Annotated in this window: 13 protein-coding genes and 2 pseudogenes; 6 read left to right on the forward strand and 9 right to left on the reverse strand. The window is 68.7% G+C overall.

The genetic code is table 11. The annotated features are described in order from the left end of the window. Positions 1–247: 247 nt before the first annotated feature. Positions 248–340, reverse strand: a pseudogene (locus tag ACWEK3_RS31225) (dihydrofolate reductase family protein); the annotation flags it as partial. A gap of 604 nt (positions 341–944) precedes the next feature. On the opposite strand from ACWEK3_RS31225, the gene ctaD reads away from it, so the two are divergent. Both ctaD and ACWEK3_RS31235 read left to right on the forward strand, forming a co-directional pair. Next, positions 945–2,633 (forward strand): aa3-type cytochrome oxidase subunit I, encoded by a 1,689-nt coding sequence (gene ctaD, locus ACWEK3_RS31230; protein WP_453251154.1) that lies wholly within the window; start codon positions 945–947, stop codon positions 2,631–2,633. 37 nt (positions 2,634–2,670) lie between these two features. Then, the gene (locus tag ACWEK3_RS31235; protein ID WP_453251127.1) at positions 2,671–3,024 is read left to right on the forward strand and encodes a hypothetical protein; all 354 of its coding nucleotides are present in this window, start codon (positions 2,671–2,673) and stop codon (positions 3,022–3,024) included. 18 nt (positions 3,025–3,042) lie between these two features. On the opposite strand, the gene ACWEK3_RS31240 is transcribed toward ACWEK3_RS31235, so the two are convergent. Next, positions 3,043–3,585, reverse strand: coding sequence for a MarR family winged helix-turn-helix transcriptional regulator (locus tag ACWEK3_RS31240; protein WP_450547673.1), 543 nt, complete (start codon positions 3,583–3,585; stop codon positions 3,043–3,045). 178 nt (positions 3,586–3,763) lie between these two features. Continuing rightward, positions 3,764–4,154, reverse strand: a pseudogene (locus tag ACWEK3_RS31245) (polyphosphate kinase 2 family protein); the annotation flags it as partial. Positions 4,155–4,389: 235 nt separating this feature from the next. Here ACWEK3_RS31245 and ACWEK3_RS31250 point away from each other — a divergent pair. Both ACWEK3_RS31250 and ACWEK3_RS31255 read left to right on the forward strand, forming a co-directional pair. Next, positions 4,390–4,623, forward strand: coding sequence for a hypothetical protein (locus ACWEK3_RS31250; RefSeq protein WP_453251128.1), 234 nt, complete (start codon positions 4,390–4,392; stop codon positions 4,621–4,623). Positions 4,624–4,760: 137 nt separating this feature from the next. Further along, a complete protein-coding gene (locus ACWEK3_RS31255; protein WP_450547674.1) occupies positions 4,761–5,444 on the forward strand; it encodes an alpha/beta fold hydrolase in 684 nt (227 codons plus the stop codon). A gap of 204 nt (positions 5,445–5,648) precedes the next feature. Here the strand turns inward: ACWEK3_RS31255 and ACWEK3_RS31260 are convergent, their stop codons facing one another. The 3 genes from ACWEK3_RS31260 to ACWEK3_RS31270 all read right to left on the reverse strand — a co-directional run bounded on the left by ACWEK3_RS31260 (position 5,649) and on the right by ACWEK3_RS31270 (position 6,792). After that, entirely contained in the window at positions 5,649–5,909 is a 261-nt protein-coding gene (locus ACWEK3_RS31260; protein ID WP_450547675.1) for a hypothetical protein, read from the reverse strand. Continuing rightward, entirely contained in the window at positions 5,906–6,265 is a 360-nt protein-coding gene (locus ACWEK3_RS31265) for a DUF6247 family protein (RefSeq protein ID WP_450547676.1), read from the reverse strand. The genes ACWEK3_RS31260 and ACWEK3_RS31265 overlap by 4 nt, the downstream gene beginning before the upstream one ends. Positions 6,266–6,567: 302 nt before the next feature. Then, positions 6,568–6,792 carry a hypothetical protein gene (locus ACWEK3_RS31270; protein WP_453251129.1) on the reverse strand — a complete coding sequence of 75 codons (225 nt, stop codon included), beginning with the start codon at positions 6,790–6,792 and terminating at the stop codon, positions 6,568–6,570. A gap of 243 nt (positions 6,793–7,035) precedes the next feature. Here ACWEK3_RS31270 and ACWEK3_RS31275 point away from each other — a divergent pair, with 243 nt between their 5' ends. Next, positions 7,036–9,087, forward strand: coding sequence for a fibronectin type III domain-containing protein (locus ACWEK3_RS31275; RefSeq protein ID WP_453251130.1), 2,052 nt, complete (start codon positions 7,036–7,038; stop codon positions 9,085–9,087). 217 nt (positions 9,088–9,304) lie between these two features. Here ACWEK3_RS31275 and ACWEK3_RS31280 read toward each other — a convergent pair whose 3' ends face one another. After that, entirely contained in the window at positions 9,305–10,150 is an 846-nt protein-coding gene (locus ACWEK3_RS31280; RefSeq protein WP_450547711.1) for a hypothetical protein, read from the reverse strand. Between the two features lie 1,003 nt (positions 10,151–11,153). Here ACWEK3_RS31280 and ACWEK3_RS31285 point away from each other — a divergent pair. Further along, positions 11,154–13,649 (forward strand): LamG-like jellyroll fold domain-containing protein, encoded by a 2,496-nt coding sequence (locus ACWEK3_RS31285; protein ID WP_453251131.1) that lies wholly within the window; start codon positions 11,154–11,156, stop codon positions 13,647–13,649. A gap of 488 nt (positions 13,650–14,137) precedes the next feature. On the opposite strand, the gene ACWEK3_RS31290 is transcribed toward ACWEK3_RS31285, so the two are convergent. Continuing rightward, positions 14,138–14,812 (reverse strand): hypothetical protein, encoded by a 675-nt coding sequence (locus ACWEK3_RS31290; protein WP_453251132.1) that lies wholly within the window; start codon positions 14,810–14,812, stop codon positions 14,138–14,140. A gap of 1,459 nt (positions 14,813–16,271) precedes the next feature. Beyond that, positions 16,272–16,994, reverse strand: a complete 723-nt coding sequence (locus ACWEK3_RS31295) for a dienelactone hydrolase family protein (protein ID WP_450546600.1) — start codon at positions 16,992–16,994, stop codon at positions 16,272–16,274. Positions 16,995–16,998 lie beyond the last annotated feature (4 nt).

Raw genomic sequence — 16,998 nt, forward strand, 5'->3', positions numbered from 1 at the left:
ACAGGGGCCAGAAGTGTGGGAAGCGGCCGGGGCGGGCCTGATGGCGGTGCGCATCACGTACTGCGGCGAGCTCCTCGATGTCTGGCTCGGTTTCGGCCTGCTGCTGGTGTCGGCGGGCATCGCGACGCTCCGCGTGGTCACCGCCCGGGTGAGCGCCGGCGCCTACAGCCTGCGCTTCCAGACGCTGCTGCGCCGCCGGAGCGTGCCGTGGCGCGCAGCGTCACGGGCAAGGAATGCGGCAGCCGATCCCGTCGCCGGACCAGCCGTTGCCCGGGCTGGGGTCAGGCCCGGTGACGAAGTCATCGAGGGAGACCGAGATGTCAGCGATGATTCGAGGCATGCCAGGGAAGACCCGATCCGCCGCCCGAACTCATCGCTCACGCATGGAGCGTGTGCCGGATGCGAATTCGCCCCCACAGCCCACTTCTTGTTGACCAGCCCGAATAGACACTCCGTGTCCCCCTGGTCAGCCCCAGCGGGTGCCGCGCTCGGCGGACTGGTCCTGCGGCTCACGAGCGTGCGGGCGCCTGCCTCGTGGGCGGGCTGCTGACCGTCGGGCCCGCGCGGTGCTGCTCGGCGGGCGGCTGCTGTGTTACGGACTCGGCGTCCGCCCCGACGGGAAGGAGGGTCATTCGGATGCCCCGGCGGTGCCGGCCGCACACGGCCGCTCCGCGATCACCGGCGGCGGGCCGCTGCCCCGCAGCTCCTTCCCTCGGGGGCCTGACCGACGAAGTGCGCACACGGGTCGCCGGGCTGCGGGGGCGATTTCCGGAGACCGTGACCGACCTCGAGCACCTCGCGATCCGTCACCCGCAGAACGACGGGCACCCCCTAAATTTATTTCTCTCGCGAGCGAGATACCTTGGGAGAGGCCGGGCCGATGTGTAAGCACCACACGCCCGGAGGTCTCGCACGTATGGAGGATTGCCGTGGCCCTGCCCGCTCTGTCACCGCCCGACTCGTCGCCGCAGTCGACTTCTCCGGCGCGACATCGCTGGCCAGGCCGGGCCGTCGTCGGCTGGCTGACGACTACCGACCACAAGCGGATCGGCACCCTCTACCTGGTCACCTCGTTCGCGTTCTTCTGCTTCGGTGGCCTGTTGGCACTGCTCATGCGCGCCGAGTTGGCCCGTCCGGGCACACAGTTGATCTCCAACGAGCAGTTCAACCAGGCCTTCACAATGCACGGCACCGTGATGCTGTTCATGTTCGCCACGCCCATCTTCTCCGGCTTCGCGAACTGGATCATGCCGCTGCAGATCGGCGCGCCCGACGTGGCGTTCCCGAGGCTCAATATGCTTGCCTACTGGCTGTACCTGTTCGGCTCGCTGATCGCGGTGGGCGGCTTCCTTACGCCGCAGGGCTCCGCCGACTTCGGCTGGTTCGCCTACAGCCCGCTGTCCGACACGATCCACTCGCCGGGTGTCGGCAGTGACATGTGGATCATGGGTCTGGCCATGCAGGGCTTCGGCACCATCCTCGGCTCGGTCAACTTCATCACCACGATCGTCTGCATGCGCGCCCCGGGCATGACCATGTTCCGCATGCCGATCTTCACGTGGAACGTGCTGCTCACCAGCGTCCTGGTGCTGCTCGCCTTCCCCGTACTTGCCGCCGCGCTCTTCGCGCTCGAATTCGACCGGAAGTTCGGCGCCCAGATCTTCGCTCCCTCCAACGGCGGGGCGCTGCTGTGGCAGCACCTCTTCTGGTTCTTCGGCCACCCGGAGGTGTACATCCTGGCGCTGCCCTTCTTCGGCATCGTGTCCGAGGTGGTCCCCGTCTTCTCCCGAAAGCCGATCTTCGGCTACATGGGGCTGATCGGCGCGACCATCGCGATCGCGGGTCTGTCGGTGACGGTGTGGGCACATCACATGTATGCGACAGGCGGTGTGCTGCTCCCGTTCTTCTCCTTCATGACCTTCCTGATCGCGATTCCGACTGGTGTGAAGTTCTTCAACTGGATCGGCACCATGTGGAAGGGGTCCCTGAGCTTCGAGACGCCGATGCTGTGGTCCATGGGCTTCATGGTCACCTTCCTGTTCGGTGGTCTGACCGGTGTGATCCTGGCCTCGCCGCCGCTGGACTTCCACGTCACGGACTCGTACTTCGTGGTGGCGCACTTCCACTACGTCGTCTTCGGCACCGTGGTGTTCGCGATGTTCGCCGGATTCCACTTCTGGTGGCCGAAGTTCACCGGCAAGATGCTCGACGAACGTCTCGGCAAGATCACGTTCTGGACCCTGTTCATCGGCTTCCACGGCACCTTCCTGGTCCAGCACTGGCTGGGCGCCGAAGGCATGCCACGCCGGTACGCCGACTACCTGGCGGCCGACGGCTTCACCGCCCTGAACACGGTGTCGACGATCTTCTCCTTCCTGCTCGGTCTGTCGATCCTGCCGTTCTTCTACAACGTCTGGAAGACCGCCAAGCACGGCCAGGAGATCACCGTCAACGATCCGTGGGGCTGGGGCCGTTCGCTGGAGTGGGCGACCTCCTGTCCCCCGCCGCGGCACAACTTCGAAGAGCTGCCGCGCATACGGAACGAGTCACCCGCCTTCGGCCTCTCCCACCCCGAGATCGCCCTCAGCGACGACATCGAGGAGGAGCGATCGACGGCCACCGGTCGGCGCTGAGCAGGCCGGTCCCCCTTCGAACATTCAGGAGCCGTCCATGGACGCCAGCCATGAAGCCGCCCTCGGCCTGCACCAGATCGAGGGCTACCTCTACCAGGAGGCCAACCGCCGTGAGGCGCACCGCAAGGCACGGGACTTCGCCTGGGACCTGCCCGGCCTCACCACGGACCAACGCCTCATGATCGAGGAGGCGTACGCCCGCGATCAGGTGGAGAACGCCCGCCAGGTCACCCACCACATCGCGGAACGCATACAGCAGATCGAGACCCGCTACGTGGCACGCCACCGCCGCTTCACGCGGGAGGCGGCCATCGCCATGGCCGTTGTCACCCTCGGGCTGATCGGGCTCTGCATCGCGGTGATCCTCGGCTCGGCGGCGGGAGCCGCCTGACGTCACCCAGCCGGTCCCTCAACCGGCGTCCGCCTCCAGAAACACCAGGATCTTGCGCAGGGCGTCCGCCACTCCCGCGCGTTCCTTGGGCTCCAGAACGGAGAGCACGTCCCGTTCCAGAGCGAAGTGCCGTTCCACCGCGCGGTCGAAACTCGCCCGGCCCTCCTCCGACAGACGGACCAGAGTGCTTCTGCCGTCGACGGGGGAGGGACCGCGCTCGATCCAGCCTTCCCGCTCCAGCCGGTTGAGCCTGCCCGTGAGGCCGGCGGAGGACACAATCAGCGCCTGGCGCAGCTGCCCGGGCGTCAGCGCGTAGGGAGGGCCGCCGCGGCGCAGCGCCTGCAGCAGATCGAAGTCCCCGACATTGGCAATGGGCATGCCGCCCTGTCGGCGCAGCCCCGACGCGAACAGGTCTTCCAGCAGCCGAGCCGCACGCAGCAGGCGCGCGATGACCTCGCTGGACGACACGTCCAGTTCCGGCCACTCACTGCGCCACTCAGCCAGCATCGCGTCCACGCTGTCGCTGTCGCCGCCGGCTTCGATCTCCTCGTACTCACCCATCGCGGGCACAGCCTATCGGCAGCACCACCGAGCACGGTCTTCACCGGGGCAGTGCACCCGGCTCCTCCATCCCGCGGTGGGGAAGCAGGTCGGCGTGCAGACTCCGCCCGGCCTCGAGTACGGCGCCCGCGTCGCCGAGGGCCCAGTGCCAGCGACAGCCCGGTGAGATGCGCAGTGAGATGCCTGTCTCGCCGGGGCGCGGGAGCGCCTTCGCCACCCGCCTGAGGAAGTCGTGCTGCCGCTCCTCGCAGGTGGGGGCCTTGAAAGGCGTGGATGCGGCAGCCCGCCGGGTTGAACAGTCCGATGACGTGCTTGACCGTGCCGCCCTTGCCGCTCGTGTCCATGCCCTGCAGCACCAGCAGGATCCGTCGGCGGTCCCCGGCCGTCGCCGACGCCCACAGGCGTTCCTGCAGGCCGGCCAGCTCCTTGCCCATCCCAGCGGTCGCCGCGAGCCCGGCGGCCTTGTCGTCGGGACCGCCGGGGGTCGCTCCGGCGGTCAGGTCGACCGGCTCGCCGACGGGGAGGCGGAGCAGGTCACGCAGCGGGGCCTCGTCGCCCTTCCTCGCCATGGCGCACCTCCTCCTCGCGTCGGTTCCCCCGATGGTGCGCCGGGGCGATGGACCGCGCTACCCGTCCCAGAGACCGGTGCTCCGACGGGCGACGATGTCGCCGATGCGGACGTCCGAGCGCTGGATCACCCAGCGGATCGTCCGCTCTGCGCTTTGACGAAGCCCTTCATTGCCTGCCTCGCACGCGCGCGACACGCGCAAACCTTGGGGCGGCCCGCAGTGTCAGGGCGAGGCGGTGAAGAAGAAGTTCCTGCCGCATCGCGAGAATCGGGCGCAGACCGACCGCCGCCCGCTGGGCACCGCACCCGACCGCGCCGACGTCTCCCGCACGCGAGACACCGAGCTGCCGCCCGCGCCATGCGCCCAGCTCGCCACCGAACGTCTCCCCGCCACCCCGGCCGCCGAGCCGAAATCGCGCCCAACGGCGTCGCTGGCCATGTCGATGGCTTTGGGAGCCGTTTGTAAGTGACCACGGGAGGCGCCTGCTGACGGGCCTGGTGATGTCGCCTTGTTGTGACGACAGTTGGAGCCTTGCGGTGGGAGCCTGGGTGTGTTCCTCCCACCGGGAGGCCGGATGGGCAAGCTGCAGAGGACGGGAACCGTGTTATGAGTACGTTCGTCTTGATCCACGGTGCCGGCGATGTCGGCTGGTACTGGCATCTGGTCGAGGCGGAGCTTCGGGCGCGCGGGCACGACGTGGTGGCTCCGGACCTTCCGGGCGACGATGACTCGCTGACGCTCGACGACTACGCCGACGCCGTGGTCGAGGCGGTCGGCGACCGCCACAGTCTCGTGGTCGTGGGGCAGTCGTTCGGCGCGTTCACCGCGCCCCTGGTCGCCGTGCGCCGCCCGGTCGAGGCACTGGTCCTGGTCGCCGGGATGGTCCCCGAGCCAGCCGAATCACCGGACCAGTGGTGGAGCAACACCGGCTACACCGAGGCCGTGCGGCGCCAGGCTGCCCGGGACGGCGGCCTCACCGGCAGCGACGACCCTTACGTCGCGTTCTACCACGACGTGCCCCGCGAACTCGCCGAGGAAGCAATGAGCAAGGAACGGGCGCACCCGTCGTCGGCTGCGTCGGCCCAGCCGTGGCCGCTCGACGCCTGGCCGGCCGTGCCGACCAGGTTCGTGCAGTGCACCGAAGACCGTCTGTTTCCTCCCGACTTCCTGCGCCGGCTCGTGCTGGAACGTCTCGGAGTGGTCCCGGAAGAGATCGCCGCGAGCCACTGTGTCGCGCTCAGCCGCCCCGTCGAGCTGGCCGACATTCTGGCCGGTGCAGCCAAGAACTGACGTCATTACCCGTCTCCCGCGTAGCCCTACAACCCCGCAGAGTGACATCAGAACTCGCCGGTATCGATCACGTGGACGCTGCCTGAGTGACTCCCGAACTCGTCGACAAACGACTCCCGAAAAAACAGACATAGCCATGTCGCCGACTTCGAGGTGTGACTCGGAGCGGAAGACCCACCGGGGTCGGGCCGCCTGCGCGGGTGGCTACCCGATCCAGACGATGTCCAGGACGGACAGGTGCCGGGTGAGCCGATTGATCACGTAGACGACGGACAGCTGTCCGACGGAGGCGGCGCGGACGTCCTCGCCCTCCGGATCGCCGGTGTTCCACTGGGGCCAGCCCCACGGGGAGCGCACCGCGATGTCCAGGACGTCGCGGACCGTCTCCTTCACGTGCTCGGGGAGCACGGTGAGCGTCTTCGCGGCCTGCGGGGACAGGCGCACCGCCCAGGCTTCACCGGTCACCGGCGGGCACCGAGGACGTCGGCCAGGTCCACGAAGCCGGTCTCATCCTGGCCGGAGTCCATGAAGGCGTCGACGGCCGGGGCCGCGGCGAGTCGGCCCTGCCAGGTGCGGACGACGTCGTGCAGGGGCGTGAGGCTGTAGGTGTGGCGGGAGTCCTCCAGTGCCTTGGCCCAGTCCCGCTCGAAGGCCGGCACCCACGTGTCGGCGCGGCGGTCCTCGCGCAGCTGCGCGAGCAGTTGGGCGGCGGCGGCCGGGGCCGGCGGGGCGGGGGCTTCCTCGGGCTGCGCGCTCATCAGCACCTCCTGGCGGGTCGTATCGCCACCGTACGCGCGGTGCGGGGCGGCGGGAGCGGCCATGCCTGTTTTCCTTTCCCGTGCGAGCGCCGGTCGACGCCTGGGCGAGTTGGCCAGGACTGATCCGGGGCGATGATGTGGCCGAATCCGAGGGCGTGCAACCTGGCGCGATAGCCGAAGGCGTTGAGGATGCCGTCGAGCGCGATGTGCATCGCCGCGCGGGTGGTCTCGTACCTGCAGACCACGTCCTCCCCCTTCAGCCGGCCTCTTGCAAGTCAAGTGCCGCCTCGCAGAGCCGATCATGCATGCCATCGAACCTCGCAACCCCGACGGCAAGGGCTACACCCCCTGCTACGCCTCGGGCCCTACACCCAGGCCCGGCACGCCTCCCAGGACGCCGACCGGCTCACCACCGCGCTGGACGGGCGGGAAACCACCGTCGTGCCCGGGTTCAGGGTCTCCGCGCGGCCCGCACCGTTCGACGTGTTTTCGTGAAACAAGTCGGTGAATTCCGTGTACACCGCCGTAAGGCCGTCAGGCAGCGGGTGTTCAGGACCGGCGACGTGGAGTTGGCAGAGCATGAAGGCCATCAGCGGAGTGCGGGCCCGCTCAGACCACGGCTCGACGTCCTCCAGCCCGACCAGGCTGACGCCCTCGCCGGCCGGCCAGTGGCGTCCGGCTGCGCCTGCTGTGCGCTTCGGACAGCGTCTCCGTTCAATGGCGGCGAGTCCCGTAACGGTGTCCTGCCTGGGTACCGGCGTACAACCAAGCGCGTTCCTCACGTGTCGTGATCGGCGGCGAAGTCCCGCCGCCGATCACGACCGGAGGGACGTATGACCCGACCCAGAGGCACAACTGTCGCCATCGCCAGCGGCGTCGTGCTCGCCACCACGGGTGGTCTGCTCACCGCGGCCACTCCCGCCTCTGCCGCCGTGACCTGCGCGTCTCCCGTCTTCAAGCGGACGTTCTACGCGAACACCGCCTTCTCCGGGACTCCCAAGCGCACGGACTGCGACTCTGTGATCAACGAGAACTGGGGCACCCGCGCACCCGGCTACAAGGGCATTCCCGCCGACAACTTCGGCGTCCGCTGGTCCGTGACCCGTGACTTCGGCTCCGGCGGCCCCTTCACGTTCGCCGCCTCCTCCCGCGACGGCATTCGCGTCTACCTCGACGGCGTCCGCAAGGTCGACATGTGGAAGGACGTGTCCAAGACCGTCTCCAAGACCGTCAACGTGACCATCCCGAAGGGCAAGCACAGCCTTCGCGTCGACTTCGTCAACTGGAAGGGCGCGGCCAACGTCAAGTTCGCCTACACACCTCGTACTTCGGCGGCCGTCGACAAGGTCAAGCCCCTCGTCCCGGCCGGGGCCGCCGTCAGCTACAGCACGAAGACCGCGTCCACGAAGGTCGGCTGGGCCAAGAACAAGGAGATGGACCTCGCCGGATACCGCGTGTACCGGCGCCTGAAGGGCACCTCCTTCCCCACGAAGCCGATCGCCACCACAACGTCCACCTCGTACACCGACACGACCGTCCCCAAGGACGGCAACGTCTACTACTACGAGGTCCGCGCCTACGACAAGGCCGGCAATCTCTCGTCCGGCACCGCCGACCTCGGCATCACCACCGTCGACCGCACGGCTCCCGCCGCCCCGAAGGGCGTCGAGGACAACTGGGTCATGGGCTCCCCGGACACCATCACCCTCCATTGGCACAGCAACACGGAGCCCGACCTGGCCGGCTACCGCGTGTACCGCTCGACCTCCTCCCCGGTCGCACTCACCGCCGAGAACCGGCTGACCGGCGACGAGCTGTCGCCCGGCTACTACAGCGGGCCCCTGCCGCAGACCGGCGACATCTACCACTACGTCGTCACCGCCGTCGACACGCACGGCAACGAGTCGGCGCCCTCGGGCACGGCGGTGTACTACGCCCGCGACCGGACGGGCCCGGTGGACACCGCCCTCAACCTGGGGGCCACGGAGAGCGAGGCGGGCGTCACCCTGACCTGGGACGCCTCCGAGCGGACCAGCGACGACTTCGCGGGCTACGCGATCTACCGATCGCGCCAGCCGCGCACCGCCCCGGGCGTGCGCGAGCGGGTCGGCCAGGGAGTGAAGGGCACCTCGTTCACCGACGCCGCCCCTCCGCCCGGCGTCACGTACTACTCGGTGGTCGCCCTGGACCACAACGGAAACGGAGGCACCCCCTCCGAAGAGGTCGTCATCACCGTAGTCGGCAACACGACCGCCCCTGCCGCGGTCACCGGCCTGGCCGCCGTCCCGAAGGAGAACGGCGTCACCCTCTCCCGGGACGCGAGCAGCGCGCCCGGGCTCGACCACTACCTGGTGCTGCGTGGCTCCCTCGTCGACGGGCAGTGGACGTACATCCCGGTGAAGAACCCCTTGGACTTCAAGCCGTGGCGGGTCACGTCCACGACCTTCCACGACCCCGTACCCGCCAACGGGCAGCAGGTGCGCTACGGCGTCGTCGCCGTCGACCAGTACGGCAACCAGCTCACCCCGGACACCGGCGCGGCCGTCATCGACGTCACCGAGCTGGACCTCCGCCCGACCGCTCCGCCCGCGACCGGCGCTCCACTCGCCTACCTCAGCACCCACGCGGGCGGCTTGATCACCTGGGCCCTCTCCAGCGCCGAGCGCGAGAAAGGCAGTCCGGTCTCCGGCTTCGCCATCCACCGCTGGAATCCGCGGACCGGGACGTTCGACCTGATCGGCACCGAGCCCGAGGACGCCTCCAGCACCGGGCACTGGGTGGACGACACCCAGCCGGCCGCCACCACGGTGTACTACCGCGTCACGGTCCTCTACGCCGACGGCACCGAGTCCGGCGCGTCCGAGGCCGTCGCCGTGACCCGCTGAGCACCCGCGCCGAACACACCGGCCCGGGCGGCGGATGCCTCGGGGGGCTGGAAGCCGGACTTCCAGTCCCCCGCTCCACGCATCAGCGTTCGCCGTTCGCCTGCATGAACACCGAATGGGTCTGCGCCCAGCGCATCGGGCGACGAGGGCGGCAATGTGCTCAAACAGCCACGCGGTTCCTAGTGCTCCAGTTGGCGGCTGTCGCCAACTGAAGCTCTCACTGGCGCTTGCTCTCGGGTTGGCTGTCAGCCAGGTCCGTTGCGTCGTGGCGCGCCTGTATGCGCGCGATGACGCGCTCCTGTCCCAGCCTCTTGGCCTGGCGGAGCTTGGCTTCGGCAACGAGCACGGGGACCCAGAACAACCAGCCCCACAGGCTGAAGTCCTGCACTCCGCTCCACACCAGTGCCTTGTTCAGGCCAAACGATGCGACGAACGTCAGCACATACGCTTCGACCCGGTGCGCGAGAAGCAGGCGCAGCGGTGCGTTCCGGGCCCCCTGCAGCAGCTCAACTGCCGCGGCCAGTTCGGCGGCCCGGAGGTCTTCCCCTGTGTCCTCGCCGGACTCACCACGAGTGGCTCGCCGCAGCGCGTCGGTGACCAGCACGCTCTGCTCCGCGAGGGCTGCCTGCTGAGCTTGCCCGCGAGCAGCGCCCGCGTTCAGGTCGTCCCAGTAACCCCGCCCGGCCCAGCCAGTCGCATCATCGACGCGCTCGCGTTCAGCTGACCCGGGCGGCGCCAGCTCTTCGATTCTCTCTTGCAGGACCACCGCACGGCGCGCCCGCTCCGGGTATTCGAAGGAGTCCGAGCGAAGGCACAGCTCCAAAAACGACACCAGGAGCCCGAGATCGTCCGCTGTTAGTGCGAGGCCTTTGCGATACGCGGCCTCGGCCTCACGGTCATGGTCGTCCTCATCCTCCGCAGCGTGTGCTTGTCCGAGCCAGCGGAAGAGAACCGGATCCGGCCCGCACTCCTCGAGTCCCGCCTCTGCCGTTGCTCTCACAGCGGCATAGCCACCCACCGCGAAAAGCTCTGAGCACCGCTCCACATACTGCTGCCGTTCCACGTTCCCACCCCAGCCGTCCGAGCAAGCACCTTCTGACGTACTCAGTGCCGCTGTCAATCACTGCTTGATCACGAACACCAGGTCAGTTCCTTTGTTCTGTCCGCCGCTTCGAGGTGCGGTGTCGATCGTGCCGGTCGCTTCATAATGGGTGAGTCCTTTGGTGAACAGGGCGTGGCGGTGCTGTCACTTGGCATGTTTGTCCGGTCGGGGGGCCGGATCGGAAGTTCCCGCCGGGCGGAAGGCCATCACTAGATCCTTACCGCAGAGCCCGCCAGGCGGACCGTCCCGCCAGCCGTGAACGGTAAGCAGGCACCGTGTGCCCAGTCCGCCCGTGATCAGCAGATACGCAGGACCCTGCCCGCTCTGCCGCACGCCGTTACTCCTGGACGTGTACCAAGTCCGCTCCGCACAGTCCGACTTCCCCCCGGCTGGACGGATCAACAGACGCCGCTGCCCCGGCTGCGGGCGACCCGGCCCGAGCGTTCAACTACAGGCCAGCACACTCGTACCACGAACTTGACGCTGGCTCAGTAACAACATCTCTTGGCACCGCAGCGGTACTTCACACGTGCACGCCGTTCTCCTCGTCCGGGCTCACCGTGGTGCGGCAGCTCGCCCTTCAGGACATGCTCCCGGGGGCGTGCTGTCATGCTTCCAGTCCCGCTTTTCCAACGTTAGAAGGTGCCCGCGCACGCCCTTCTCCTCGCCCGGGCTCGCCATGGTGCGGCAGCTCGCCCTTCTGGACACGCTCCCGGGGGCGTGCTGTCATGCTTCCAGTCCCACTTTTCCAACGTTAGAAGGCGCTCGCCCCGTCAGGTCACCGTGCCGCGCGGGGACTCGGCGCTCACTCACCACCGGCCGAGCAGGCAGGCAGCCGGCACCAGCCGCCCGGCCGTACCGCTGAGACGCAGTGACAGGAGGAGTCGTGAGACGAAAAAAGCCATGGCACGCCCTAGGTCCGGGTCGTCGGCGACGGCGCGTACTGGCGGCAGCGGCAGCGGCCGTGGGCCTCGTCGGCGCGCTGTTCGCGGGCCCCGCCGTGGCCAGCCCCGAAAGCGGCTCCGGCGCGGCCGCCCAAGGCTGGACGCCCAAGACGCCCCCGCTCAAGACTCCGTGGACCGACCAGGTCGGCCCGGACAACGCCCACCCGGAGTATCCGCGGCCGCAGTTGACGCGCAAGCAGTGGCAGAACCTCAACGGCGTCTGGCAGTTCGCCGGTGCCCGGGGCGGCGACGCGCCGCCCTTCGGCAAGGACCTGGACGAGCGCATCCTCGTGCCGTATCCGGTGGAGTCCGCGCTGTCCGGCATCAAGCGCCACGAGGACCAGATGTGGTACCGCAGGACCTTCACCGTCCCGCGCAACTGGACGGCCGAGCCCGGCCAGCGGCTCCTCATGCACTTCCAGGCCGTGGACTACGACACCAAGGTCTGGGTCAACGGCCATCTCGTCGCCACCCACCGCGGCGGCTACGACGCGTTCACCGCGGACGTCACCGACGCGCTGAAGGGCACCGGCCCGCAGGAGGTCGTGGTCGGTGTCACCGACCAGACGGACAAAACCTGGCAGCCGGTCGGCAAGCAGCGCAACGCGCCCGACCGCGGTATCTTCTACACCTCCAGCTCCGGCATCTGGCAGACGGTCTGGATGGAGCCGGTCTCCACCGGCCGTATCGACGCGCTGCGCACCACGCCGGACATCGACACCGGCACCCTCTTTGTGACACCGCGCGTCACAGGCGCCGACGGCATGACCGTGCAGGCCACGGCGTACGACGGCGACGGCGCGGTGGGCACCGTCACCGGCCCGGCCGGCTCCACGCTGAAGCTGCCCGTCCCGCGCGCCAAGCTGTGGAGCCCCGACTCGCCGTTCCTGTACGACCTGCGGGTCCGGCTGCTGCGCGGCGGCAAGCCGGTCGACGACGTGGGCTCGTACTTCGGGATGCGCGAGATCGGCACCGCCAAGGGCTCCGACGGCAGGATGCACATCACGCTCAACGGCAAGCAGACGTTCCTGATGTCCACGCTCGACCAGGGCTTCTGGCCGGACGGCATCCACACCGCGCCGACCGACGCCGGGCTGAAGTTCGACCTGGCCGAGCACAAGCGGCTCGGCTTCAACACCGTGCGCAAGCACATCAAGGTCGAGCCCGACCGCTGGTACTACTGGGCGGACAAGCTCGGCCTGATGGTGTGGCAGGACATGCCGTCGATGAAGGTCGACTTCTCCAAGTCCCGGACCGAGAACACCCCGCCCGAGGACGCCCGCCAGGAGTTCGAACGGCAGCTCCGCACCATGGTCGACCAGCACGACAGCTGGACCTCGATCATCGGCTGGATCCCGTTCAACGAGGGCTGGGGCGAATGGAGCCGCGAGGCCACCGGCCGGATCGCCGACGACGTGGCCAAGCAGGATCCGAGCCGGCTGGTCAACGCCCACTCCGGGGTCAACTGCTGCAACTCGCTGGGCGACTCCGGCAAGGGCGACGTCGTGGACTTCCACCAGTACGTCGGGCCTGCCTCGCCCGTGCCCGAGGGGCGGCGCGTGGCCATCGACGGTGAGCACGGCGGCTTCGGCCTCCAGGTCCCGGGCCACATGTGGTTCGAAAACGGCCACGCGTACGAGATGGAGCCGGACTCGGCGACGCTGACCCGGCGCTACGTCGAGAACCAGCGCGACCTGCTCACGGCAGCCCAGCAGTGCGGCGTCTCCGGCGGCATCTACACCCAGTTCACCGATGTCGAGCACGAGGTCAATGGCTTCTTCACCTACGACCGGCAGGTGACGAAGATGGACTTCGACCAGGTGCGGGACATCAACGAGAAGGTGATCAAGGGTGCCGACGGCTCCGCACCGCCGCCGGCGTACCCGCCCGGCACGCCCGGCCTGACGGGCACTGCCGCCTGGTCCATGGACGAGGGCAGCGGCACGGTCGCCAAGGACGAGGCCGGCGATCACGACCTGACTCTGCGTCAGGGCGCCACGTGGGGCACCGGCACCTCCGGTGCGGACCTGCAGTTCGACGGCGTCGCCGGCCACGCCGAGACGACAGGACCCGTCCTCGACACCTCGGGCAACTTCACGGTGTCGGCGTGGGTCAAGCTGGACCGGCTGGACGGCTGGCGCACGGCGGTCGGCCAGGACGGGAAGGTCCAGTCGGCGTTCTTCCTACAGAAGACCGGTGACACGAACAAGTTCTCCTTCAGCACCAGCGGCGGGCGCGCCCTGTCGACGTTCTCCCCGCAGACCGGCCAGTGGTACCACCTGGTGGGCGTGCGCAACGCGGAGACGGGCGAGCACTCGCTGTACGTCGACGGCGTGAAGCAGAACTCGTTCAATCAGTGCCTGAACCCGAAGTCCGACGGCCCGCTCTCGGTCGGCCGCGCCCGCTTCAACAGCGGCAAGGTCGACTTCTGGCCGGGCGGCGTGGACCAGGTGCACGTCTGGGACCGGGCGCTCAGCAGTGACGAGATCTCCCGGTTGTACGTCTCGGGCAAGTAGCCGAGGGAGAGCATCCGCGGGGCCGGGCGGCGCGTGCCGCCCGGCCCTCGCTCGCCCCAGAGCGGCCCGTCTGATGGCGCCGTCGGGGCGTGATGGGCTTGCGCTTCGGGCCTGGGGTCAGGCCGTGGTGGACCGGCCAGCAGCGCCGGTGATCTGGTCCCAGATGGCCAAGCGGACGGTCATCTCTTCGGCCCCCCGGCACCAGTTGGCCGACTGGGAGGAACGAGGGGGATGTGTCCGGTCATGCCGTGGAAGGTGGACTGGGCGGTCGTCGCTAGGGGAAGGATGGCGTAGCAGGCGCGTGATCTGTCGGACAGTGGTCTGGTGTGGATGTTCCGAGAAGGGATGTCCTTGGGCCGGCGTCCAGACGAGAATCCCGGCCCGATTGCGGCGGGCCGGGATCCTGTGTTGTGCGCCTGGCCGGAGGACGTCGGCCCGATTACGGCGGGCCGGGGTTCTCCAGCGTGCGCATCACGCGGTTGCTGGTTTTAGTCTTCGTCGAATCCGCCGAATTCGCCGCCCTCGCCCTTCTCGTGGTGGCGCTTGATGACCCGGAAGCTTCCGACGACTCCGTTCTTGACCTTCACGCCGTCCTCCATCTCCTCGTGGTGCTTCTTGTGGTGCTCACCCTTCTCGTGCTCACCCTTCTCGTGCTCGCCCTTCTCGTCCTCGTCCTCGTCCTTGACCTTGCCCGGGCGGACGTTGTTGGCCTCGCTGCGGGGGCCGACGGTGGCGATGGGGGCGCCGTTGTCGCAGGTGACGCCGCGGAAGAACTCGACGGTCTGCTTGCTGTCGTTGCGGATGTTGAAGCTCTTGGAGCCCAGACCGCTCACCACGGTGATGCAGCCGTCGGGGTGAGCGGAGAACGACCGCTCGTTGATGAAGATCCGGCCGATCTCGTGGTGGCGGCGCTTGCCGTGCTCGCCGCGCTCGCCCTGCTCGCCGCGCTCGCCCTGCTCGCCGCCGCGGCCGCCGCCCTCGTTGCCCTTGCCCTGTCCGCCCTCGCCGCCCAGCGGGGCGTAGGCGGGAGCGGGGGCCTGCTTGACGACAGCCGGGGCCGTCTGGGGTGCGGTGGCGGCGGTGGCGTAGGTGATACCGGTCGCGGTCAGTGCCGCAGCGGCCGCGAGGGCCGCGGGGATCGCGTGGGAACGGTTCATGATCATGTCGCTTGTTCTCCTTCTGAGACGGAGAGAGAAACACCCGCTGTGGCAGCCGGTGCGTGATTGAACGTACTAACACCCCCTATTGCTGTCATATCGAGCAAATCGGGATCTCCGGCTTTGTGGGGCTGATCGGGTATGTAGAGGTCCTTTACGCCGCTCCGAAGAAGGACTGAGTGACCGTCAAACAATCGCTTGCGCTTGGGGATTGAATGACAATTAGCCCTTGCGGGTGATCTTCTGACGTCCGCTCACCCATCGTGGCGGTGGGTCGCCGGGAAGTGTCGGCGAGTCGCTGCTTGACATGTGGTCTGTCGTACGCTCCAAGGAGGCCACGTGAACGGTGGTTGTCGAACGAACGCGGCACGGTCGCAGGGATCGGAGACCCCTCCGGCCGGATCACCGGCGAAGGCATCGGAGGCGCGGTGACCCGGGCCGCAGCCCGCGCCTGCCCATCCCTCTGGGCCCGCGACCGCAGCCTCTTCGGAATCATCGGGCCCCAGTCCACCGACGGTGGTCCGGAGGGTTCCGCCATGCGGGTGGCACCGTCGTGGAGGGGCAGGTCGTCCTGAGCACCGCCGGGTGCTGGCTGGAGGATCGGCCCACCCGCGCATTCCCCGGTCCGTTGGCGGAGGTCCCCGGAAGCCACTCGTACCGACGCGCTGCGGAGGTGGGCTTCCAGACCGTCCCGCTCAGCGAAGTGGAGCGCCTCGCGAGCCACTGATCGCAACCGGGTGCGCAACTCTGCCCTGCGATACGGCCAGGGTCCCGAGGCTGGCCCGGCCCCCCGTTTCCGTCTAGCAGCGATCTTCGCGGGGGCGGTTTCGGCGCTTGCCCTTCGGGAGGAGCCGACGGCCATCTGCGCCTACACTTCAGGCTGACGCACCGTTAGGAGGGGTCTTCAGGCGGCGCCAGCAGATGATGCTGCAGCCGAGGATGAGGAAGGCTTCGTGAAGGTCGTCGCGAATTTCCCAGCGGGTACGCGGGCGGCGGAACCAGTGCAGGAGCGCGAAGGCGGCTTCGACGACCCAGCGGTGGACGCCAGGCCGGAGCCGTGCTCGGTCCCGCGGCGGGCGATGACCGGACGGATGCCCAGGTGGCTTTGTTCACGAGAACCGGTTCTGGCGCAACTTCTATGGCGCGGACATGCGTCGGGGGCACCGACGACGAGGCACTCGCTACTACTCAGGCCAGACGTGCCTCTGACGGCCGGGCCGATGTGCTCCGAGTCCTCTTCAGAGAAGTTGAGACAGAGCCCGAGAACCGACAGCACCCGTACCCGAGATTGGGCAGCGCTCGAAGCAGTGCAGAAATCGAACAGTTCATGGCTTCGGGCAGCGCGGGCCCCTGCCGAGTTGGCAGGGGCCCGCGGGATAGAGAGCTGAGGAGAGCCGGGACCTGTCCCCGATGAGCGGCGTCCTGGGCGACACCGCCTACCGTCTGCCGGCCTGGCGGCCCGGCCTCACTTCAGGTGCCGGCCGAAGAACCGGTTCCCGTCCTCCACCTCGAACCACGGGGTGCCGGTGTGTCCGCCCATATTGGCGTGCAGCGTTTTCTCCTTGGTGCCGAAGGCGTCGAACAGGTCCAGGGCCCGCTGCCGGGGGTTCCCTTCGTCGTCCCACTGCAGCAGGAACAGCAGTGGAATGGTGACCTGCCGGGCTTCCTCGCGCTGGGCGCGGGGCACGTAGCCTCCGGCGAAGAAGCCGGCGGCCGCGATGCGCGGCTCGAGGACCGCCAGCCGAATGCCGACGGCGGTCCATCCCGAGTACCCGACCGGGCCGCCGATTTCGGGCAGCGCAAGGAGGGCGTCCAGGGTGGTCTGCCATTCCGGGACCGCCTTTTCGACCAGCGGGCCGATGAAGGACTCGAAGATCTCATCGACCGGCTCGCCGGCCTGCATCGCCCGGCGGAGGTCGGCGCGGGCCTGCTCGTCGGCGGCGGAACGGGGCCGGTCACCGCACCCGGGGGCGTCGATGGCGGCCACCGCGTAGCCGTACGCCGCGGAGTGCCGGGCCCGGGCCACCAGCCGGGATTCCCGCTTGGGCAGGCCGTTGTTGTGGGCCATCAGGATCAGCGGGGCTGGTGCGGCGGATTCAGGCGTCCACAGGGTGCCGGGGATGTCTCCGAGGGTGAATTCGCGTTCGAGGACGCCGTCGTCGAGGCGCTGTTCGGAAGTGAATTGCATGGTC

The organism is Streptomyces sp. NPDC004721, from assembly GCF_053601495.1.